We start from the raw sequence: 20,028 nt of genomic DNA, 5'->3' as shown, positions 1-20,028 counted from the left end.
CCTAGAAATTGATGTACGTATGCGGATTGACCGCATGGCTCTTGCTATAAGTCCACCGACCGCGGTGGAGTTCGAAATGAAGATGCGGCCAATCCGACCAACCGGTGTTCCCGACATAGCCGATTGTCGTGTTCACCGTCACCTTTTGTCCGACCTTCACCTTCGGCTTCGCGTGGATATGGGCATAGACACTCTCCCATGTCTGACCGTTGATCGAATGGACGATGTAGACGACCCAGCCATACGATGTCGACCAACCTGACCGTGTCACGGTGCCGTCCGCGACCGGATGCAAACGCACCTTTCCGGTCTTCGCGCGGTCAATCAGGATGTCGATCCCGAAATGACCGGCTGGTGTCTTGAATTGCTTGCGTCCCATCCAGCCACCACTCATCGGACGGACGAATGCCTTGTTTGATTTCGAAGGTGTCGTCTTCCCGTTTTGAATCCGGACCTTGTAATGCGAACGGATCTTATCCCACTCGCCTGCTTTTTGCCGGGCATCCGCTCGACCTAGTCCTTTTTCGAGAATGCTGATCTCGACGTCCCGCCGTCCGAATGGAATGCATTCCTTTGCCGGGAGTCCCATGTCAATCCGTTTGCCTTTGATGGCACCCCCAACGTCTTCCGCGAGATAGATACCGCTGTATTCCGGTTTCGCCCGACACTTGATATAGACGACGGAACCCATCGGTATCAACTTCGGATCAACGGCGATACTCCGCTTCGTCTTGAACTTGTTGCCGGATGCGGTCGTCCCAGTACCATTGATGCCACCTAGAGCGGGATTGTATGCTGTCGCGACCCAGCCCTTGCTGAACTTCAAGCGGATGCCTTTGATGGATTCTGTGGTATTGCCGAGACCGTCCTGTTTCTTCTGGACGTCCGGCTTTTCATAGCTGATTGACGGCAATGACGTGCTCACGACGGCGTCCGCGTCCATGACAGTATGATTCGGGTAGATCTCGTATTTCACGTTATCGAAGTAGTAGCCGTGTGCAATCAAGTCATCCTTCGACTTTATGTAGGCGTAATCACCGGAGAAGAAACGCTGCGTCCCTGACGTCGCAACATGACGGATCGTACGTGTCACTTTCGGCCGATCCTGTCGATCGAGGGTTTTCTTCGCTTCCCGCCGTGCATCGGCATCGTTCGTCGCATCGCTCTTGATGTAAGTCGAGAGTCGTCCGTATTTCTTGATGCTCTTCGTGCTCTTGGCGATACCGTCCGCTCGTCGTTCACGGTTCCGTGCCCGGACATAGTTCTTCCGGTCCTCGTTCGAACTCTCGACTTGCGCGTCCGTGATACCTTCACTGAGGACAGGCACGTTCTTCGGTCGACTTCGCTCGTAGATCTTCAGTCCTTTATCGTAGCGGACCCAGTACGACTTCTTCGTCTTCTTCTTGTCTTCCGTCAGAAGCGAGGCAAGGACGGAGTAATAGCTGTCGTATTTGTCCGCTCGGTAGTCGAGTGTCTGGCGATGCGTATACTTCCCTGCAGGCAGCAGTTTTGGTTTGATGCCGGCTCGTCTGCAGATCGTGTCGATTGCCTTCCGCGTCGTCGTGCCTTTCTTGAAATAGAAGTCGTCCTTGTTCTTGACGAGATAGAGCAGCGGATCGTACGCGGTGATGTTGATCACGCGATCCTTCCGCTTGATGACGAAGATGTGACCGAAGAACCAGAGTCGCTTTCCTTGCCGGACGGAGATATGTGCCCCATCCAGTTCCGGTAACCCGGACACGCGCATCAAGTCGAGGGACAGTTTGACCGCCGCTTGCGAGACGCTGTCCTCGAGCTTGATCGGGATGATGACGGATTCGCTGACGTCATACTTGGAATCGATATAGACGCGGAGATCAGCCATAGTACAACACCATCCCTGGATAGAGCCGGTTCGGGTTCTTGCCGATCGTCTTCTTATTACGGGTGTAGAGCGTTCTCCAATTGATTTTCAGCCGTTGAGCGATGACCGTCAGTGAATCATTCCGCTTGACGACGTACTTCTTCGGTTTCGAACTCTTCTTCGTCGTTTTCTTCTTCGTGGATTTACCACGCTTCGACGAGCCTTTTCCTTTTTTCTTCAGCTTGCTGACTTTCGGGTACGCGTATTCCTCGAAGCTGATTTCGAACTCGAGATCAGCTTGTTTGGCCGATCGTCCGAGCTTCGGTTTATCCTGCCAGGAACGATAGGAAAGGATGCGACAGCGCATCGTCTGCTTCGTATCCGTGATGGCGAGGGTCACGACCTCTTGTTTGCCTTTAATGCGACGCAAGGATGCATCCAGCGTTCGTGGTAGCACGAAGGCGCCCGTCTGATACGTTCGCTTCGTTCCCGGAAAGTGACTCGCTAAAGAGAACGTCCGGAGTCCGGTCGCCGTGATGAAGGAATACGTCTTTCCGCGAATCCCGTCGTGCGATTCTGTCTTCTTGTCTCCCCCGGATAATCCAAGACCCGGAGGCGTGACAGGGAACGTGAGCGTTCCTTTACTATGCTTGATCGTAATCAATACAACATCGCCTCCAAGTTATGTGTCGGTAGGTTCCGGTCCAGTTCTTCCATCTTGTCTGCGATGAACGCCATCAAGCGCATGCCGGTCTGCTCGAGCTTCACGGCATCGTCACCCAATGCACCGAGTTCATCCGATCCGATGTTGAGGTGGAAGACGTTCTGTGCTTGCGTATTTTGCGACTGGTTGACTTGATTCGTGATGCGTTTGCCTGTCGCGGATGGTAATGCCTGGCGAGACTGTGCCTTAAATGGCGTCATGATACCTTGAGCGATGACCGTTTCGGACATTTTCTTGAGGAGGGGAATACGTTGTTGCATCCCTACCTCATGCCCTTCTACGGTAGAGGCACCAATCGGTATGATCGTTCTAGCGGGCGAGTTGATTTTGAGCCCTTTGCTGAACCAGGATGGAATCAAGTCCGTTAACTCAGATACTTTGTCCGAGACCCATGTGAACCCGCTAGCGAGTCCGTCTACGAGACCACGAATGATGTCCTTCCCGATTGAACTCAAGTCAATGTCCTTGAAGAACTTGACTGCAGCGTTCCAGCCATCGTCGATAGCCGTCTTAACAGTTTTCATTGCAGAAGAAACAGTCTTCCCGAAGCTTCCGAAAACTTCTTTGACAATCCCGGAAATCGTCTGCGTCACTGTACGGAAAGTACTCGTGATGGCACTCCATGTCTTGCTGATCAACGAACTTGCCGCGTTCATGATGGTTCGAATGATGCTGCCGATTGCATTAAATCCAGTGCGTGCCGCACCAAGGATTAAGTTGATTGCGCCTTTGATGATGGAGACATATCCTTTCCACATATTCGAAATGAAGCCACGAACTGCCGAAAGAGCACCAGAGATATTCGTCTTCACGAAATTAAATCCGCCAGAAACCGTGTTTTTGATACTGGCGATGCCGCCTGAGAAGAACGCTTTAATCGCTCCCCAAAATCCGGAGATGATACCTCTTCCACTCGCCGCTAACAAGCGGAAGCCACCGAGAACCCGTCCGACGAGCAGTAAGTTAACATAGTTCCAGATGAACTGGATTGCGCCGAAGAACGCTTGTTTGACACCTTCCCACATCTTCTTGAAGTCGCCCGTAAAGAGACCGGAGAAAATCTTCACGACCCCGAGGATAACGTTCAATGCACCTTGGAAGACGCCTTTGATATTGCTCCAGATGCCTTTGATGATGAAGAGTACCGCCGGCATGATGAACTGGATGACACTCCAGATGCCTTGGAAAACGTTTTTGACCGCTTGCATCAGTTGTGCTCCGTCACTCTGCCAGAAGGCGCGGATTTTCGTAAAGACCGACTTTACTAGATTGACGATGGCAGTGAATGCGCTCGAGAGTACTGAACGAATCTTGCCCGTGATAGAAAGCACTTGTGCAATGGAGCCATTAGAAAGACCTAGCCTACTCAAGATACTTTTTGCCGCTCCATCATTTCCGACTAACGACGCAAAGACACCTTTGATCAAGGTGCCGACTTGTTTGAATTTTTCACCGACGGTCTTCGCTGCATCCTTCAAGAACAAAATCTTATCCCGGAAGGAGTCAATCTGTTCATGATTGAAGTGCGCGCTGATCATAATCTTCCGCGCCTTCACGAAGTCTCCTGACAACATGGCTTTCAGACCTTGAATCCCACCGCGAAACTTGTCGGAATAGGTCCATGCCGCTTTAAACCCGGCCACTAGTAGTGCGATGGTACCGACGACCGCTCCAATTGCTAAGGCGACTGGCGCAATGAACGGTGCCATGAGCGCGAATCCTTCGACCATCATCGGGAGTAACCCGACAAGGATCGCAATCCCTCCACCGAGTACTAAGACTCCCGCTAGAATGGCAGCACTCGTTGCAATCATCGTCTTCATCGGTTGTGGCAGTTGATTGAATGCATTGACGAGACTCGTGATGACCGTCGCCGCGGATCGAATCGGACCTTTCAGCCCATCCCCGAGCGCGATTTGAGCGGATTCCGCTGCACCTGTCATCTCTTCTAACGCACCTTTCAAGTTATCCTTCATCTTGTCTGCCGCTTCTTTCGAGGCGCCGGCACTATTCTCTAACGACTTCGTCATCTTATCGATTTCGCTCGGACCCACTTTAATTAGTGATAGGAATGCATTCGCAGAGTCTATTCCTACTAACTGCTGAAGAATAGATTGTTTTTGAGCATTCGTCATTCCTTGGAGCGAGCTTCTAAAGTTACTAACCATACCAGAGATTCCAACAAATTTTCCTGAAGCATCCAAAACATTAATGCCCAATTCATTTATTGTTTTACTTGCTTCTTTTGATGGGCTAAGGAGAGCACCTAAACCTGCTCTCAATGATGTACCGGCTTGCTCACCTTTCATACCTGAATTTGTCAGTAAACCTACAGCCGCCGCTGTTTCCTCTAAACTAATACCTAAATTCGAAGCCGTTACACCCGCATATTTTAGAGCGTACTGCATATCTGTAATATCCGCAGCCGTTCGATTAGCTGTCTCTGCTAAGATATCAGATACGCGACTCGCTTCTGCTCCTTTCATCCCCCAAATGTTAAGTGTGGATGCGACAACTTCAGCAGTTTGTGCCATATCTGCTCCCGCCGCTTCAGATGCACTGATGACTCCTGGCATCGCAGAAAGAATCTCTTTCGTCGTCATCCCGAGCGCGGCTAACGATTCTTGTCCAGCTGCTACCTCTGTCGCACTCTTCGAAGTAGCGGCACCAAGATCAAGCGCGGATTGTCTCAGACGATCAAGTTCACCACTCGATGCACCCGCAATGGCACCAACACGACTCATCTGTGCGTCAAAATCGACTCCAGTCTTCACTGCCATACCTAATCCAGCGGCGACGCTTAATCCCATGAGTGAGGCGGCGCCACCGACTGCAGTCAGTGATCCGGATGCTCCTTGCAAGCGTTCGAATGTCGTTTGTGTCTGTCTCGCATCCTCTTGCATGTTACGCATCGAGCGGCTGACGCGTCCAGAGACCTCCGTGAACATGTCACGCAGGATGATGGATGCCGTTAACGTCTGATTACTTGCCATTCATCATTCCTCCCGTTCTTCCACTTCCGCGTCGATGACGATCTGTTCGGATGCCATTAAGAATAGCTTCACGTTGTAGGGTGCGTTCCAGAAATCTTCCGGTCTGACTTGCTTCCGTTGCCAAAGGACATGCGCCCAGCGGAGTTCTGCATCTTCACCTTCGAGGATGCTCGCCTTTACTTTCCCATCGCACCGTCTGGCTCATCGAGTCCGGACAAAGCGATGACTTCCCGTGAAGCATCCGCGAGACTGACTGTTCCGAACAGTTTTGGGATGATCAATTCTGGCAGCGGAACCGGTAGACCGAGCTTCGATGCAAGGTCTGGACTCCGGAATGAGATTTCCGTCCGACGTGAATCGAGTGCCTTGTCTACGATTAAGCTGTTGTATTTCAGTTCATCGAGTTCTTCCGTAATCTGACCACGTGGACCATGCTTCTTTTTAATGGCTTCTTTCCGGATTTTGCTTTCTTCATCCGCGTCGAGGGCAGTAATCGGAATCTCGAACCATTTTCCGTCAATTGACATCATCTTGACGCTTCCTGCGCGTCGATTCGAGACGTCGATGTCCATCAGGTCGGAAAAGGAGACGTATTGCTTCTCCTGTACCACCTCGTTCTGCGATGCTTCGTCTACTTCATGTGCGTAACGGTCTGCTGTTTCCATGAATATGTATCCTCCTCTGAAATTGAAATGAATAAGGAGACCGAAGCCTCCTTTGTGTCCGTCTTATAGGAATTTATAATCGTCTGCCGTGAAGGCTAGATCCGTGTCACCCGTATCTTTGACCTTGAAGTTGACCAAATCGACCTCGTCGAACGTGACGCCCATCAATGCAATCTTTTCTCCACGAAGATCCGGATCACGTAATTCGAAGATGAGCGTCCGCGGAGCATCCGGGTCATCCAAGATACTACGACGGAATTCCGCAATCTTTTCTGTCCAGTGCATCTTGATCTTCCCGCTGATCTCCGAACCCATCGTCCGGTTGCCGTCTGCTTTCGCATTCCCGCGTTCGACCTTCTTCTTATTGAACTTGACCTTTGCTTCTGCTTCAGTGACCTCGACCATCGCACGTCCGGTTTCGTCATAGACCTGCCCGTACTTCCCGCGGAGAACTTTCCGCGGATCAAGTACCGGTAACTTATCATCATAGGATTGTGGCATCTGATTCCCTCCTGTTTCGTTTCAGCGACTTAGGACGCCGTATTGTTTGCGTAAATTTGCGTAGCCGTCCCGTAGACAGTGAACGCCGTCTTGAAGTAGGCTTCGGTCTTGTACGCCTGTTCCGTCGCGCCCTCGCCATGATAGCGGCTATCTGGGACACAATCATAGACCGGCTCGATGACTTCGATGTTCGAACTCGCGAGGGGTTCGAGGACCAGTTGTTTGATCTTCTCCGCGACAGCGTCCCGCTTCGATGGACTATTCGACTGGGAGCGGAAGTATTTCTTGAAGACGAACTCCTGCTCTTCCGTGATCAAGTCGAAGACGTTGATCGTCTGGATTTGTTGCAAGTCACGCAAGGCAGCATCCGGATCCGCATCCGCGTCGATGCCGATGAGCGGATCGAGTCGAGAGAAGTCCGTCATCGAGTTGACCGGTGCGTTGTAGACGACGTTCTTGCCTTCCGCCTTCAGCAACAAGTAACCCTCTTCAATCTTCTGGTTCGCATCGACGTCTGATAATTTCTCGAGATCGTCGAAGATCGTCAGATGACCCGCGAGTGAGCGGTTGACCGGAATCGAGATGGCCGCTGCTAACGCGAGGACGGCTTGTTGCGCTGGGGAGTACTCGACACCCTCCTTATACGCTTTCTGCATCGTCGAGATGGCACCATAGTAATTGACGTCCGCTGACGCGAGTCCACCGAGTGCCGTCTTGACGAATTGACCGTTCGGTCGTTGCGTCCGGACGAAATCAAGGAACATCGCTTGGATCGCGCTATCCGATACACCGTCATGGATGATGGCATTCGCATATTCCGTCTTCGCGACTTCGAGGAACTCCCCGTAATCGAGTGCCGTCACCGCTCCCCCTGAGTGTCCTGCCGTCAACAATTGCGCGACGACGTTCGCTGGAAGGGCATCCGTCACCTTCTCGACGCGGATGTACTTCGAGTTCGCCGCAAGCGCGACAAGATCGTCGTTCGATGCGAATGTCAGCTTCTCGAGCTGCAGGGCATTCTCAGTCAAGAGCAGTTCCTTCTTGTTGTTGTCGCCGATGACCGGACGGATCGTCACCGCGAACTGGTTCCCGCGTGCACCTTTGTACCGCGCCTTGACCTTGATCGACGTCAAATCGAGCGAGGCTTCTTTCGCGGCACTTGCTGCTAGACGATAGACCTTGATTTCCTTCAAGGATACGACGCTCGTCCCGTCTTCCCGGATGAAGGCGCTGTTGAGGAACGCATCCTGTAAAAGGAACGCGGATTGTCCGCTTCCGAACGCGGTCTTCGCTTCATCCGTCGAGCGGACGGTCACGATCTGGTTGATCGGACCCCAGTCTGCCCGGACAGGCATCAGGAGCGTGCCACGTGCTGACGATTCGACGCCTGACGTTGTGGCGATGTTGAACCGGACATAGACGTCCGCTTGTCGCTCGTGGCGACCTGGAATCATTGCTTTTGCCATGGATCATTGCACCTCTTTCTGTTTGAATGCTTCGATGCGTTCGATTGCATCCGTTTGTGACATCTCCGCCTGCCCGAATAAGGCACCGACGACGATATGCCGCGGATAACCGAGGGAGGCATGCGCCGCGATCAGTTCTTCCGCCGGGTAGACTGGTTCATCTGAAACGATCGTGACCGCTTCGTTGACTTGCTTACGTGCCATATGTGTTCAACTCCTTGTTAAATACTGCCGTATCGAGAGACGGGAGTTCGACTTCTCGTTCCGATACGTACCGTTGGCCGATGACTTGGAAGTTCAGCGCATCGTCCGAGATGAGATTGTTCGCAAACTCGCACTCATCCAGTTTTCCTTCTGTCTCAACCCAGTCTCCCTCAGCCGTGACGCTGATCAACGGGATTTCTTGACAGTTCACCATGAGCATGGTCGCAATCCGCGAGACGAACTCTTGCATCTGCTCGGGTTCATCTACGAAAAGCGTACCGAGAATCATGGGTTTGTATCGGTACCAACCGGCACTGAAAATCTCAGGTGTACCTCGCGGTGGCGCCAAGACGAAGAAGGGACGTTCTGCCCCTTGCTCGACTGGGCGGTCATAGCCGCGGACGTTGGTGGTGTCCTGCACGAACTTAAGCACGGATCGTACGTCTTGGACACCTAACTGATCACTATCAAAGTAGCTCATTGAAAAATGCCTCCAATTCACGATTGATGAAATCCTGACCGTCGCTCTCGAATGAATGCCATGCGTTCTTGAAGAAATGCTTTCCCATGACGGTCATCGGTCTCAACCACATACCGCCGTCATGGTCCGGACGATATTCGAACTTGTCATTCTTCCATTCACCGGGTACGAATCGCCGGGATTGCCGGTGACCATTCTCGACCCAGTCCGCATATTCGACGTTCGTGCCGAACACCAGTTTGATCCCTCTTATTTTCTGCATCTTGAAGATGGAGTCTTCGCCATCCGTTCCGCTTGATGCCGCTGCTAACGAGTTTCTCAAGCGTCCATCCATGACCGGTGCGACAGCCGTGACGCGATTTAAGAACGCGAAAGCGGTCAGTTTCCCGATCCGCTCCAGCTCCTCATCGAGTTGTTCACGTTGTGCATTGAAGCGGTCGAACATGCCGTTATCATGCAACTCGAACTTGAAGTCACTCATGCGCTATCCACTGCCTCGACCGGAATCTCGTAATGATGGATGCCTAGACGATCATGGACAGCATAAGGACGTCCGCATGTGAACGTCCCGTATGCATGTGATCGGTCTTTCGAGTAGATCCGCAGTTCGTCACCCGCTAACAGCGGTACTTTCGTATGGACGAGGAAGCGTCGATTCAGTTCATTCTGCTGATAGGACACACCGAGCCGGTTCTCTTGCTCCGCTAAGCCGACCGCGACATCATGCAGGACTTTCGTCCGCGTCGAGGTCGCATTGTACTTCGCGGACGACTGGACCATCCGGAAGACATCCGCTCGTTGGAACAAGAGAGACTCATAGGGATTGAACGGGTTCATAGGAATACCACGCCGGACGACTCTGGTTCCGGTTCAGGTGGTGGATTGAGATACGGTTCGAGGAAGAGCAATGCCTTGTTCAGGTATTGGTTCGTCGACTCGAGCGTCTCCTTGTAATCCGAGCGTTCGACACTCTTCACCTTCGGGACCGCCTCGTCCATGACGAGATAGCAGACCGCTAGCTTTATCGCTTCCGGAACTGGTAATGGAACAGGAATCTGTTTCACTAAAAAACGCTGCTCGACCTCGATGATCGAGCGTGTCAGAGCAGCGGCTAATTCTGTTTCAGGTAGGTTACTTAGGGTCGGGAGCTTTTCCACCGCTTCCGTCGTCGTCATTTGAATCATCTTCGACACCTCCGTCTAGCTGCTCGATCACTCCAAGCGATAGCAAGTGTTCAGCGACTGCTTTCGTGACTTCGAAGCGAGAACCCGGCTTATGGAGTGCTCCTTTGTACTTGATATGCGTGAGAGCCTTGACTTTCATATCATTCACTTCCTTTCGATGGATGGTAGTTGCGATGCATCAGACGTTCATGTGGAAGACTGCGTTCGGACGTTGGAGCGCCGGGAATGCCGCTTCACCGACTTCGACGATCTCGTCTTTCGTCTCGAGCTTCTCCCATGGATTGACGAAGATACCTGGCTGCCCTTGGCGTTCGACCGTCGGACCGAGTGCCGTGTACCCGAGTTGTGGATCCATCGCCGTTCCGAGCAACACGATCCGGCGCTCTGGTAGGTAGCGTTTCGTCGTCGCACCGTCAGGTAACGTGATGACTTGGTCATTGACCTTAATCGCTGGCAACATGTTCGCCTGCAGGTACTCATCGATGTCACGTGGTAAGACGTTTCCGCCCGCTACACCCTTGATGGCGCTGATCGTGCTCTTCGCCTTCATGATTTCGCGGAGTTGTGCGAAAGGCATGTGGATCTCAAGCGGCATCTGACCTGCGTTCTTGTCCTTGAAGACGAGCGACGCTTCGATCAAGTCCTCGAGCGGATTCGCTGTATCGGCTTGATCCCATTTATCGGCACCTGTCACATTCAACTTGTTCGCGAGCGGGATACCGAAGTCGATGTCGAGTTTGACGCCGTCATGATCGTAGACAAGCTTCCCTTCATAGACGGCTGCCGCTCGGAGTAACTCTTCCGTGTGCTCGATGCCGATCCGGAGATCCGCGACGTTCGTCAAGGCACGGTCGATGAGCGCTTGCTTCTCCCGGTCATTGCGTCCGTTCATGTACTCCAGCTGATCTTTCTCACTGAAGCGGATACGGTGCTGGATCTTCGCGACCTCACCAAGGGCACGTGCCACTTGTTTTTTGTCGCGGAACGGCGCAGGTGCACCGAACTCGCTGAGCGACGCTGCAGTAACGCGCGTCTGGTCGATGATGTCGTACATGAAGTTCGTCGAGAAGGATTCCTCGAGCGGCAAGAACGAGCGGAGAATCGGTGTGAATGGTACTTTACGGTTCTCAACTAGTCCGAGTAAGGCTTGTGGTTTGAATTCGTCTAATGTGAGGAATGTTGGCATGTAGTTCAACCCTTTCTATTTTTCAAATGGATTACTGGAATGAAATCATCTTAGCGGCTGTCTTGAAGCCTGTCGTGATGCCGGTACACTTCGATTCGTTGAGGTATCCGCCGATGTAGCCGATCCCGACGACGTCCGTTCCATCAAGGACGAGTTCACGACCAAGAACGGCCGCTTTACCAGTAGCGGCTTTCGCGTCATCCCACGGCTCCGCTTTCTTCGTCGCTGTGACGACGAGCAACGCCACTCCTGCTTCTAGGCGTCCTGCCGGGAACTTCGTTGAGTCAAGCGTCACGTTGATCGTCTTTGAGCCGACCGTGTCCGCTAGAATCTCTTTTCCGGCTGCGTAATTCTTCGTTACGGGTGTTAGTTTCATGAGGAATCTTCCTTTCGCTTCGTAGTCTTATTGTTTATTCTTTCCGTTCAAACGCTCCGCTAGAGACTTTCCGAGGTCGTACCCCTCTTTCGGTGCTGGCGGATTACCACCGCCTGGAGGCGTCGGTGGATGCGTCGTCGAGGACTTGATGAGGTGAGGCTTCGCGGTCTTCACGGCTTCGAGCGCTTCCTGGAGTCCGTTCACGTTCCCTTCGTCGTCCACTTCGATAGCGGAGCGATCAAGGAACGCTTTCGCATCTGCCGGATCGATGAAGTTCATCTGCGTTGCCAAGGCTTTGACTTCCGCGTTGATGATGCGTTCGTTCGCCTTGTCGTTCGCGGCCTTGATTTGCGCTGCGACGTCGCTGTTCTCGTCGATACCGAGTTCCTTCTTCAGAACAGCGATTAACTTATCTTTGTCGTCACTCTTCTCCTTTGCATTGGTACGGTGTCGTGCATTCTCCCGACGAAGTTTCTCAATCAACTTATCCTTCTCATCGAGTGGCGGATCATTTGGTGGATTGTTCGGCGGATCGACTAGCGGGTCAGCCGGTGGATCATTTGGTGGATCGTTCGGCGGATCCGCTGGCGGGTCATCCGCGAAGAACTGAATCGGGAGTTTCAGACGATAGGTTGGTTTCAACGGTTTTGCTGTTTCCATGTGCAATGTCCTCCTAGTTCGCGGCACGTGCCTGACGTTCCGCTTCATACATCCGTCGATACTCCTGGTACGTCGGGATGTTGAATTTCTGTTGATACTGAGCAAAGGTGTCGATGTCTTGTGCAATGCCGGTCGAGGTTCTGCCATCATTCAGATAGATCCGGACATTCCGACGGCTGACTTGATTGAATCCTTTGACGACCGGCGTATAGGTGACGCGGCAATTCGGATGCTCGATGTCTGGCGCTGAACCGATGGAGTCCATCTTATAGATGCGACCATCAGCAGCACGACAGACCGCGCATGTCTTCCGGTCGAGTGTCTCGAGACGACGCATGCCTTCGATGCCGTCCGCTCCATGATCCTGTATGAAGTCCTGAACGGATTTCTTCTTCGCGGAGTTTCCGGCAGCGATGATTTCAGACCGTACCAGACGTTCTGCTTTATAGGCATCCGTCTCGAGCATCTCTTTCAGACGACGTGTCGTCTTCGCGACCGATTCACCGCGCATCATCGACGAGAGCAATTCCTGTTGGAGCTGCTTGCCTAGGCGTGCCGTATTGTCCCAGATGCGATTCGAGAATCGTTTTCCGGACCAGTCTCGATTGACAAGCGACTGGATGCTTTCCTTGTCAAGCAATGGCAAGACGGGGAACCTGCCCTCTCCTTGCATCGTCAACAAGTAACCCGCGAAAGCATACTCCTGCATCACCACGGCGTGTAGGATACTGTCTGTCATCGCGACAGTCGTACGAGCGAGTTCTTCGATGTGGACGTTCGTCTGCGCAAGCAAGGTTTGAATACGGGCTTGCTGACTGTTGAGCTTTCCCCAGTCCCAAACGAGTTGGTCTTCCCCCGATACGTCAATGGCAAGAGAAGCGATGTCCCCTTTGATTTGACGCAAGAGTTCCGCGTAGCCGCGGAGAAGGACCTTGATTTCCTTGTCCTTGATTTTGATCAGTCGCTTCTGCTGGTCGATGACCATCTGATCGAGTTGTTCAGCTGTCAAGAGCATGGCTTATTCCTCGTCGTCTTTCGTCGAGCGGTTCTTAATCTTCTTGTCCGCACCATCGATGTAATCATCAATGTTCTCGAGATCGACTTGTTTCCGGTCTGCCTTTTGTCGCTCAAGACGTTCCTTCTCTTCCGTCGCATTCTCGACGAGCGGATTCAACTGCAGGATGGTCTCATCCGAGATGAAGTCCTTCAAGCCCGTCAGCATCGTGACGTATTCGCTAACGTTGATCGGTAGGTTCCGGTGAACGGTCCAGTAGATCCAGCGCCAGTTGTATAACATCGACGTGTCTTGCGACTTCGCGACGTTCTGCCACTCGGTGATGGTGTCCTTCCCTTCAATCATCCAGTCCTTCGCTTGGATGCCATAGGTCAGGAGCATGTTCTTCCGGCGGTAATACTCGTCGAAATGAATCTCCCGTGCATTCGTCGCGATCTCGAGCGGTGCATACATCTGTTGGATGGCGACACCCGACAGATTACCGTTCGCCGTATCCTTGAAGATTTTCGGGAGTTGCGCGACATCGAAGAGCCGCTCCGTCAATTCCTTCAGGTGCGCGACGATTGGTTTCTCGTCAATAGGCGGTGCGAGGTAATCGATGACGGCTTCCGGATTCTTGGAGCCGACCGCACGCGAAGTCCGCATCTTCGCCATTTCTTCCGGTTTTGGAAATTCGCCGATGAACTTGAGGAATGGATCGTTGAAGACATCCATCTTGTTCGCGTTATCGCTCAGCGCCCGGTTGATTTCATCGATGATCGTGATGCTCGGGTCGTCGATGGCCGACATACCCATTGGAATATCCGTCGTCGGTGGTGTCTGTGCTTCATCCCCGCGGAACCACGCAATCGGCACCATCGGGAACTGGTGATAGGCGACTTTCACTTCTTTTCGTGGATCCTCGACGAGATCGGTACCGTCTCGCTTCAGGTAATAGACATGGGTGTCGTCGTACCACTCGACGTATTCAGCGGTCTCTGTCGTCCCGTTCCGTACCTCTTCTTTCGTGTACCGATGAATCGCACCGATGATGTCGCCGTATTCGTTCGTCACCGGGAAGAGACGGTTCAGCGGGTAGGCACGATAGCGGATGTCCAGACGATGGTCGAAGTAGAACAGGACACCTGCTCCACCTGCCGTCAATCCGTTGCGTACGGTCGTGAAGTCGATGTGATGATCACTGTTATCCTCGCGGACGTCCTCGAGCTTCTGCCGGAATCCCTTCAGTCGTTCGAGATCCGCGCCGTATTTACTGGCTGCACTATCCGGTACCTCGACGCTGACCGGCTTCCCGACCATATAGTCGGTCGGGAGGTTGACGATCAACTTCGCATAATTGATGACGAGGCGATGGTTCGGGTCGTCCGCTCGTTTCGGTTGTCGGACGAGTACGGCATGCTTTCCGTCATAGTAGGATTGCTGCAGGACAATCGATTTTAGCAGTATGTCGTGTTGTGCGATGTATTGGTTCAATCCTGCCCATTTGTTCTTCTGTAGTTCTTGCGTGAGCGTCGTCGCTTCCACGCCACCGCCTCCTTTCTTGTTGAATAATGAACGTAGCCATTCGATGAATGAACGCCACATAGTCTCTCACCTCACTTAAAATGTCCGCTCGAAGGCGCTGAAGCCTTTGCCACCCTCCGGCTCATAGAAGCACAAGGCGAGGGCGTCCGCGCGGTCAGGAGATGCCAGTCCGCGCTTCTTCATCTTGTCCTTCGGTTCGACCTTGATGACGCCTTTGCTGAGGACCCGATACTTCCGCGTCGTCAGCTGGGAGACAAGCTTGTCGTCCTCAAGCAATTCGAGGGTCGATTCCTCCCCTAGCATCCGGCGTCTGAAGTTCGTCTCGAGCAGATCGCGTAGGTTACCCCACAACTGATCGCCAAGCTTGTCATAGACATCTGGGTCATCCGCTCTCGATCCATTGTTGATGCCATGGACTTCGAACTTCTGCATGTTATGGGTATCGATCCATTCGTCGATACCATCCGTGACACCACCACCGACACCGGTATCATCGACCTTGAAGACGACGCGAGGTGCTTGTGGGAAACGATTGAGCGTGTTGCGAGCGAAGCGGATGGCTTCTCCCGTCGTCTCCGTCGTCCCTTTCTTGCTATGGGTATGTCGTGCGACGACCTTGTTCCCGACACGGGCATACATGACGGTCTCATCATCCCCGTACCGGGCAACGTCGATCCCGATATGGATATCCGCGTATTTGACGGGTGTCACGGTGACATTGATGGCTTGATCCGTGAATTCGAGCGGGATATAGGCATCCGCCTCTGCTTTCGGGAAATCACCTAGGACGCGGACACGGTAAACGTCCGAGTCTTCGTTATACTTCTGCTTCAGCATCTCGATCGTGTCTCGTGATGTGCGCGGACTATCGAGGGAGCTGACCTTGTGCGTACTCCAGAGATGCTTATCGCGGTTATGGGAATCAAAAAAGACCCCACTCGTTCGAGTCGGGTTTCCGCACATCAAGATTTTATTCTCATCCCCGGTCAATGTCCCGAGGATGGCTTCCATGATCGGATCAGCGACACCGGATGCCTCATCGACGATGAACAGCATGTAGTCTTCGTGAAAGCCCTGCATGTTCTCCGGCTTCGTCGCGGTACGAGCGGTAGCGAACCACCGTTCTTCACTCCCGATCATGTAGATTTTCGTCTTCGTCCACTTCAGGAGCCGCTTCAACAGTTCGGATTTCTCCATCCACTTGGCGATTTCTGCCCAGAGGACGGTGAACAGTTGATCCTTCGTCGGAGCAGTCGCGATGACTTTCGGGTTCGGTCGGCATGTCAGGTACCAGAGCGTCACGACAGCTTCAAGCCCCGTCTTCCCGACACCCTGTCCGGAGCGGACGCTGACCTTGTTCTTCTTCGATAGATCGTCGAGTACGCCACGCTGCCATTCGTCCGGATAAAAACCGAGGATGTCTTCCGCGAATGCCGCGGGATCGTCCCAGTAGACGTCGATGACACTGGCGAGTACGTTATACGGTTTCGTCTGCTTCATGGCGCTTCCACCTGTCGCTTGCGACGTCGTTCAGCAGCGGCAAGGATACCGTCTTTCCAATCGGTTGTCGTCTCGTCATCCGTATCCGTATTCTTCAGCTGTTCGACTTCGAGTTTCAGCTTCTCTAGCTTCAGGACGCGTTCCTCGTCTCCCTTGGTCAACTTCTCATAGGAGCGGATCATCGCGTCGAGCCGTCCCATCGCCGTAGCAAGGGAAGACATGAACGTCGCTTGTTTCTCGTAGGCGAAGCGGATTTCCCATTCGTCCTTCGATTCCCCGCTTGCGCTCAATTCTTTCGACATGTCGTCGGCATTGCTGACATGCATGATATTCAGAGAATTGATGATGTTCGCATGCATCAGCTGGATCTGGTCCCAGAGTAAATCAGCGGGATTCCGTTCCTGCGTGCCATGCATGATCTCGAGGATGGATTCCGGTATGTACTGACGGAACAAACCATGGAGCAGCGCGTTCTTATTCCCTTCCGGAGCACCGCCCCAGTTACCCGCGGCGTTCTTGTTCCCCTTCGGTGCGCCACTCTTGCGTCGTTTAGGAGCGCTCTCTTTCAGTTTAGGAGCGCTCCCTTTGCCGTCCGTTTCTTCATCATCCCAGCGGTCCGTCGATTTCCACTTGCGAATCGCGCTCGGGGAGACATCCATCTCCTTCGCCAGGTCGACCAATTTATATGTCGGATCCTGCTTGATGGCGATGCGCCACTTCTCGCGAGCCTCATCCCGCCGGGGGTCTCTTGGTCTCGCCACGCTCCCACCGCCTTCCTAATTACTGGATTGTGTTGTTTTTCAGGACGACCGATGCCCTCGCTTATGCCGCTCTTTCATCATTCGATGCGTCTGACGCTTCGTTCCTGATGCGATAAGGCGATTCACATACCAAGACGTGTCCCGCTCGTAACGTGCCGTATAGCTAGGCTGAGGGGCATCCGCTACTAGAGTCGTGCGTACCATCTTCCGGAGATTGTCTCCGACTCTTCGTAGAATTTCTTTCACCATGTTCCATGCACGTTCGACGAAATCTATCACTACTGTTTTAAGTGCCTCTCGAATCGTTTCTACATTCATCTCTGTCATGATGTCTACCTCCTCTCTTATGCTTTCCAACGAACCGACTAGGTCGATTCCCGTCCGCTCGTTGCAAAGCACAAAAAAGCACCCCGAAGGATGCTTGGTGATTAATTTTCTTTTGCTAATTCATCGATTGCTCCAGTAATCATTTTGCCTAAATCACTTAAGTCGTTGCCAAATGCCGCAATAGAGGAAAGTCGCGTTAAAAGTTCTGTTAAGGTTCTTTTTTTCTCGCCATTAGAAGCTTCCATATCCACCATCACTTGAACAAGAAAACGAATCAATGCATTTCTTTGTTCAATCGCATTTTGGCTATCTCGAAGCAATGCTTCTAACGTTTCGACTTGTTCTTTCCCTACACTCACCAACTCGTTATGTCGCCTTAATTCTTCACGTTTACCGGCATTCAACGAGTGTTGGATCGACTCAAAGTCAAACGTAGCTCTAGTACTCGTACCCATAAGATTCTTGGCCACTTGCTCTTGATTCTTCAATGCATCGTACATCTCTTGATCAACTCTCTTTCTCATCACCGCGTAACGCGAATCAAGGTCAATCGATAAAGAGGCAATCATTTTATACGGATCTTTATCAGACATTTAACCACTCCTTATAATTACTTAAATTACATTATAAGGGATATTTGTTTCGCTATCCAAAAAATCCTATCAACAACGCACGACTACTCCGCCCTCACGCTTCATGGCTTGCTTCACGTTTTTTCTGGCTGCGTCATACGTTGTTGGCAAGAAGCGAATCACTTCATGCGTTTGATTTCCTGTTTCCAGAGATACTTCAACCAGTCACTTTGAGGAATCTTCGTGACAGGGCCTGTCCGTCGATCCTTCCGACGCGGACTCACTTTCCAATGAATCACGTATGGTTTTCGTTTCATGCAATCACTCCTTATATGTACAAACATCCGGATGAGACCGATCATTGCAAGCATCTGGGGGAATGACATGGAACCGATCGATAGGCTGACTAAGGGAGGTCAAATTCACTCATCCGGATATTTCTGCATACAAAAAGCGCCCTGTATTTTACAAGACGCTTGGTATGTGAGTAATGCTTATGTCCTGTAGAACAATGCAACCGTCGTCGCACCCGCTTCGTCTACATGGAAAGAATATCACGTATTTGGCAAGTTTTTGTATCAAGATTGTATCAAAAGAGTATTAAAAATGTATCATATTTTATCAGTATCTTTATTCTCTGAGTTCTCTATTTGGCTAATTAACAATTCCATATATTTTGTATAAGCGACTCCAGCTTGTTGTTCTAATTCATGTATCTCACTCAAATTAGTTTTAGTTTCACTTTTTCTTATATCGATATTTACCTCTACATCCTTTATCTCCTCCATTTGAATGTATATATTAATATAAAATAATTCTCTCTGTATTTTTTCCATATAAACTTCTAGAATCTTATAATAATAATTATTATTATTAATAAAAATTCTATTGGCTAATATGTTAGTCGATAGCGCTTGTAAAGATGAAATTGACTGGTTTAATTCGTTTTTTAAAAAATTTATTTTTTCAGTTCGATTATTAACAATTTGGTCTATCCATTTTAAATCTTCGTTATTTTTTTGGTCTAATTTTGGATTTCTTTCGAATTTGCCAATAATATACCTATTTGATATCTTATTATGCTCGCTATAGTTAACTATTAATTCCGTTTGCTCATCTAACATAACGCTTAACAAATGATCATATTTAATTAGTGTACTTTTTATTTCAACTAAATACTTAAATAGCTCAACATTTTTTTCTATTTTTAAATTTAAGTTTATTCTCTTCCTTTCAAGTTTATCATTCTCTTTAGCTGCCAACACGATTTGATTAGTTTGACTACTTATCTGAATGGTAGTGATAGTAATAGCACCAATAATTCCTAGTATGGCTCCTAAATAACCACCCCAAAAACTCATCCAAGAATCTGCTTTCAATGAACCTATATTTAAAAAAGAACACTCCATAAGTCTCCCCACAGAATAAGGAATACCCAAAATAACACCTAAAGCTAGTAAAGTAAGTAAAAAATATTTCGTTTTTGTGTTAACCTCAAACGCCTCCTCGTTTTCCTTAATCAATTATTTTTAAGATTTTTAATCGTAGAATCAAGATCGCCTAATCGATTGTTTAATGCTTTGATTAATTTCTCATTTTCACTATCTAAAAATCGGTTATTTATCATAATCGAAAAATCCACATTAAATTTTCCTCTTTCTTTTCTTTTTGCGTCATAAAAGGTAATTAGAAAGCTTGGGTATTTTTCAATGTCATCCATATATGCTTCAATATGAGAATCAACAAATAATTTTAAATTCTTTTTAGGAGCTAAATTAAATCTTGACTGCCCAGTAGTTAATGGCATTGTAGTAAAGAATTCTTTTATCTCATCGTTAGCAACTTTGACTTCAATTTTCATCGTATAATCTTTTGCTAAATTTGTACTGTTATTTTCTATAATCAAAAAAAACATTCCGTTTTCATTTTTAGCATAAGGAACTAATTCAATTTTGAAGTGTTGATAGTAAAGGGTTACACCAGACACTACTATTGCAACGAATGAAAATATAAGTGAGAAATAATCTGTTATTTGCATTAATAAAT

Annotated in this window: 24 protein-coding genes; all 24 read right to left on the bottom strand. The window is 50.4% G+C overall.

The window, feature by feature from the left end; all coding sequences use genetic code 11:
* Position 1: 1 nt before the first annotated feature.
* Positions 2 to 1,864 carry a peptidoglycan DD-metalloendopeptidase family protein gene (locus tag U719_RS16450; RefSeq protein ID WP_023467972.1) on the bottom strand — a complete coding sequence of 621 codons (1,863 nt, stop codon included), beginning with the start codon at positions 1,862 to 1,864 and terminating at the stop codon, positions 2 to 4.
* Positions 1,857 to 2,507: a LysM peptidoglycan-binding domain-containing protein gene (locus U719_RS16445; protein ID WP_023467971.1), complete on the bottom strand. Its 651-nt coding sequence runs from the start codon at positions 2,505 to 2,507 to the stop codon at positions 1,857 to 1,859. Before U719_RS16445 ends, U719_RS16450 begins: the two co-directional genes overlap by 8 nt.
* The gene (locus U719_RS06595) at positions 2,504 to 5,560 is read right to left on the bottom strand and encodes a phage tail tape measure protein (protein WP_023467970.1); all 3,057 of its coding nucleotides are present in this window, start codon (positions 5,558 to 5,560) and stop codon (positions 2,504 to 2,506) included. The genes U719_RS16445 and U719_RS06595 overlap by 4 nt, the downstream gene beginning before the upstream one ends.
* Positions 5,561 to 5,736: 176 nt before the next feature.
* Positions 5,737 to 6,225 (bottom strand): hypothetical protein, encoded by a 489-nt coding sequence (locus U719_RS06590; RefSeq protein WP_023467969.1) that lies wholly within the window; start codon positions 6,223 to 6,225, stop codon positions 5,737 to 5,739.
* A 63-nt stretch (positions 6,226 to 6,288) separates the two neighbouring features.
* The gene (locus U719_RS06585) at positions 6,289 to 6,726 is read right to left on the bottom strand and encodes a phage tail tube protein (protein ID WP_023467968.1); all 438 of its coding nucleotides are present in this window, start codon (positions 6,724 to 6,726) and stop codon (positions 6,289 to 6,291) included.
* 29 nt (positions 6,727 to 6,755) lie between these two features.
* Positions 6,756 to 8,192 (bottom strand): hypothetical protein, encoded by a 1,437-nt coding sequence (locus tag U719_RS06580; protein WP_023467967.1) that lies wholly within the window; start codon positions 8,190 to 8,192, stop codon positions 6,756 to 6,758.
* A gap of 3 nt (positions 8,193 to 8,195) precedes the next feature.
* Positions 8,196 to 8,396 (bottom strand): hypothetical protein, encoded by a 201-nt coding sequence (locus tag U719_RS06575; protein ID WP_023467966.1) that lies wholly within the window; start codon positions 8,394 to 8,396, stop codon positions 8,196 to 8,198.
* Positions 8,386 to 8,877, bottom strand: a complete 492-nt coding sequence (locus tag U719_RS06570; protein WP_023467965.1) for a hypothetical protein — start codon at positions 8,875 to 8,877, stop codon at positions 8,386 to 8,388. The genes U719_RS06575 and U719_RS06570 overlap by 11 nt, the downstream gene beginning before the upstream one ends.
* On the bottom strand, positions 8,864 to 9,358 hold the full coding sequence (locus U719_RS16440) for an HK97 gp10 family phage protein (RefSeq protein WP_023467964.1): 495 nt from the start codon (positions 9,356 to 9,358) through the stop codon (positions 8,864 to 8,866). The genes U719_RS06570 and U719_RS16440 overlap by 14 nt, the downstream gene beginning before the upstream one ends.
* The gene (locus U719_RS06560) at positions 9,355 to 9,714 is read right to left on the bottom strand and encodes a hypothetical protein (protein WP_023467963.1); all 360 of its coding nucleotides are present in this window, start codon (positions 9,712 to 9,714) and stop codon (positions 9,355 to 9,357) included. The genes U719_RS16440 and U719_RS06560 overlap by 4 nt, the downstream gene beginning before the upstream one ends.
* Complete coding sequence (locus U719_RS06555; protein ID WP_023467962.1) at positions 9,711 to 10,061, bottom strand: hypothetical protein; 351 nt, start codon at positions 10,059 to 10,061, stop codon at positions 9,711 to 9,713. The genes U719_RS06560 and U719_RS06555 overlap by 4 nt, the downstream gene beginning before the upstream one ends.
* Positions 10,009 to 10,200 (bottom strand): hypothetical protein, encoded by a 192-nt coding sequence (locus tag U719_RS06550; protein WP_023467961.1) that lies wholly within the window; start codon positions 10,198 to 10,200, stop codon positions 10,009 to 10,011. The genes U719_RS06555 and U719_RS06550 overlap by 53 nt, the downstream gene beginning before the upstream one ends.
* Positions 10,201 to 10,239: 39 nt before the next feature.
* Positions 10,240 to 11,247 carry a major capsid protein gene (locus U719_RS06545; RefSeq protein WP_023467960.1) on the bottom strand — a complete coding sequence of 336 codons (1,008 nt, stop codon included), beginning with the start codon at positions 11,245 to 11,247 and terminating at the stop codon, positions 10,240 to 10,242.
* Between the two features lie 31 nt (positions 11,248 to 11,278).
* Positions 11,279 to 11,623: a hypothetical protein gene (locus tag U719_RS06540; protein WP_023467959.1), complete on the bottom strand. Its 345-nt coding sequence runs from the start codon at positions 11,621 to 11,623 to the stop codon at positions 11,279 to 11,281.
* Positions 11,624 to 11,650: 27 nt separating this feature from the next.
* Positions 11,651 to 12,283, bottom strand: coding sequence for a hypothetical protein (locus U719_RS16820; RefSeq protein ID WP_023467958.1), 633 nt, complete (start codon positions 12,281 to 12,283; stop codon positions 11,651 to 11,653).
* 13 nt (positions 12,284 to 12,296) lie between these two features.
* On the bottom strand, positions 12,297 to 13,298 hold the full coding sequence (locus U719_RS06530; protein ID WP_023467957.1) for a minor capsid protein: 1,002 nt from the start codon (positions 13,296 to 13,298) through the stop codon (positions 12,297 to 12,299).
* A gap of 3 nt (positions 13,299 to 13,301) precedes the next feature.
* Positions 13,302 to 14,882, bottom strand: a complete 1,581-nt coding sequence (locus U719_RS06525; RefSeq protein ID WP_023467956.1) for a phage portal protein — start codon at positions 14,880 to 14,882, stop codon at positions 13,302 to 13,304.
* A gap of 15 nt (positions 14,883 to 14,897) precedes the next feature.
* Positions 14,898 to 16,322 carry a DEAD/DEAH box helicase family protein gene (locus U719_RS06520; RefSeq protein ID WP_023467955.1) on the bottom strand — a complete coding sequence of 475 codons (1,425 nt, stop codon included), beginning with the start codon at positions 16,320 to 16,322 and terminating at the stop codon, positions 14,898 to 14,900.
* Positions 16,319 to 17,083: a phage terminase small subunit gene (gene terS / locus U719_RS06515; RefSeq protein ID WP_023467954.1), complete on the bottom strand. Its 765-nt coding sequence runs from the start codon at positions 17,081 to 17,083 to the stop codon at positions 16,319 to 16,321. Before terS ends, U719_RS06520 begins: the two co-directional genes overlap by 4 nt.
* A 39-nt stretch (positions 17,084 to 17,122) precedes the next feature.
* Positions 17,123 to 17,410, bottom strand: a complete 288-nt coding sequence (locus U719_RS06510; protein ID WP_023467953.1) for a hypothetical protein — start codon at positions 17,408 to 17,410, stop codon at positions 17,123 to 17,125.
* 101 nt (positions 17,411 to 17,511) lie between these two features.
* Entirely contained in the window at positions 17,512 to 18,003 is a 492-nt protein-coding gene (locus U719_RS06505) for a hypothetical protein (protein WP_023467952.1), read from the bottom strand.
* 158 nt (positions 18,004 to 18,161) lie between these two features.
* Entirely contained in the window at positions 18,162 to 18,299 is a 138-nt protein-coding gene (locus tag U719_RS16815) for a hypothetical protein (protein WP_023467951.1), read from the bottom strand.
* A gap of 294 nt (positions 18,300 to 18,593) precedes the next feature.
* Positions 18,594 to 19,505, bottom strand: a complete 912-nt coding sequence (locus tag U719_RS06500) for a hypothetical protein (RefSeq protein WP_023467950.1) — start codon at positions 19,503 to 19,505, stop codon at positions 18,594 to 18,596.
* Positions 19,502 to 20,020, bottom strand: coding sequence for a hypothetical protein (locus U719_RS06495; RefSeq protein WP_023467949.1), 519 nt, complete (start codon positions 20,018 to 20,020; stop codon positions 19,502 to 19,504). Before U719_RS06495 ends, U719_RS06500 begins: the two co-directional genes overlap by 4 nt.
* Positions 20,021 to 20,028: the final 8 nt, after the last annotated feature.

Origin of the sequence: Exiguobacterium sp. MH3, from assembly GCF_000496635.1 — a bacterium.
In the GTDB taxonomy this organism is placed as follows: Bacteria; Bacillota; Bacilli; order Exiguobacteriales; family Exiguobacteriaceae; genus Exiguobacterium_A; species Exiguobacterium_A indicum.
This window is presented reverse-complemented; position numbering and strand designations above follow the sequence as displayed.

Excerpts from the sequence above, each read along its gene's own strand:
- U719_RS16450 (WP_023467972.1), bottom strand. The coding sequence starts at position 1,864 with ATGGCTGATCTCCGCGTCTATATCGATTCCAAGTATGACGTCAGCGAA.
- U719_RS06595 (WP_023467970.1), bottom strand. The coding sequence starts at position 5,560 with ATGGCAAGTAATCAGACGTTAACGGCATCCATCATCCTGCGTGACATG.
- U719_RS06590 (WP_023467969.1), bottom strand. The coding sequence starts at position 6,225 with ATGGAAACAGCAGACCGTTACGCACATGAAGTAGACGAAGCATCGCAG.
- U719_RS06585 (WP_023467968.1), bottom strand. The coding sequence starts at position 6,726 with ATGCCACAATCCTATGATGATAAGTTACCGGTACTTGATCCGCGGAAA.
- U719_RS06580 (WP_023467967.1), bottom strand. The coding sequence starts at position 8,192 with ATGGCAAAAGCAATGATTCCAGGTCGCCACGAGCGACAAGCGGACGTC.
- U719_RS06575 (WP_023467966.1), bottom strand. The coding sequence starts at position 8,396 with ATGGCACGTAAGCAAGTCAACGAAGCGGTCACGATCGTTTCAGATGAA.
- U719_RS06570 (WP_023467965.1), bottom strand. The coding sequence starts at position 8,877 with ATGAGCTACTTTGATAGTGATCAGTTAGGTGTCCAAGACGTACGATCC.
- U719_RS16440 (WP_023467964.1), bottom strand. The coding sequence starts at position 9,358 with ATGAGTGACTTCAAGTTCGAGTTGCATGATAACGGCATGTTCGACCGC.
- U719_RS06560 (WP_023467963.1), bottom strand. The coding sequence starts at position 9,714 with ATGAACCCGTTCAATCCCTATGAGTCTCTCTTGTTCCAACGAGCGGAT.
- U719_RS06555 (WP_023467962.1), bottom strand. The coding sequence starts at position 10,061 with ATGATTCAAATGACGACGACGGAAGCGGTGGAAAAGCTCCCGACCCTA.
- U719_RS06550 (WP_023467961.1), bottom strand. The coding sequence starts at position 10,200 with ATGAAAGTCAAGGCTCTCACGCATATCAAGTACAAAGGAGCACTCCAT.
- U719_RS06545 (WP_023467960.1), bottom strand. The coding sequence starts at position 11,247 with ATGCCAACATTCCTCACATTAGACGAATTCAAACCACAAGCCTTACTC.
- U719_RS06540 (WP_023467959.1), bottom strand. The coding sequence starts at position 11,623 with ATGAAACTAACACCCGTAACGAAGAATTACGCAGCCGGAAAAGAGATT.
- U719_RS16820 (WP_023467958.1), bottom strand. The coding sequence starts at position 12,283 with ATGGAAACAGCAAAACCGTTGAAACCAACCTATCGTCTGAAACTCCCG.
- U719_RS06530 (WP_023467957.1), bottom strand. The coding sequence starts at position 13,298 with ATGCTCTTGACAGCTGAACAACTCGATCAGATGGTCATCGACCAGCAG.
- U719_RS06525 (WP_023467956.1), bottom strand. The coding sequence starts at position 14,882 with ATGTGGCGTTCATTCATCGAATGGCTACGTTCATTATTCAACAAGAAA.
- U719_RS06520 (WP_023467955.1), bottom strand. The coding sequence starts at position 16,322 with ATGAAGCAGACGAAACCGTATAACGTACTCGCCAGTGTCATCGACGTC.
- U719_RS06510 (WP_023467953.1), bottom strand. The coding sequence starts at position 17,410 with ATGACAGAGATGAATGTAGAAACGATTCGAGAGGCACTTAAAACAGTA.
- U719_RS06505 (WP_023467952.1), bottom strand. The coding sequence starts at position 18,003 with ATGTCTGATAAAGATCCGTATAAAATGATTGCCTCTTTATCGATTGAC.
- U719_RS16815 (WP_023467951.1), bottom strand. The coding sequence starts at position 18,299 with ATGAAACGAAAACCATACGTGATTCATTGGAAAGTGAGTCCGCGTCGG.
- U719_RS06495 (WP_023467949.1), bottom strand. The coding sequence starts at position 20,020 with ATGCAAATAACAGATTATTTCTCACTTATATTTTCATTCGTTGCAATA.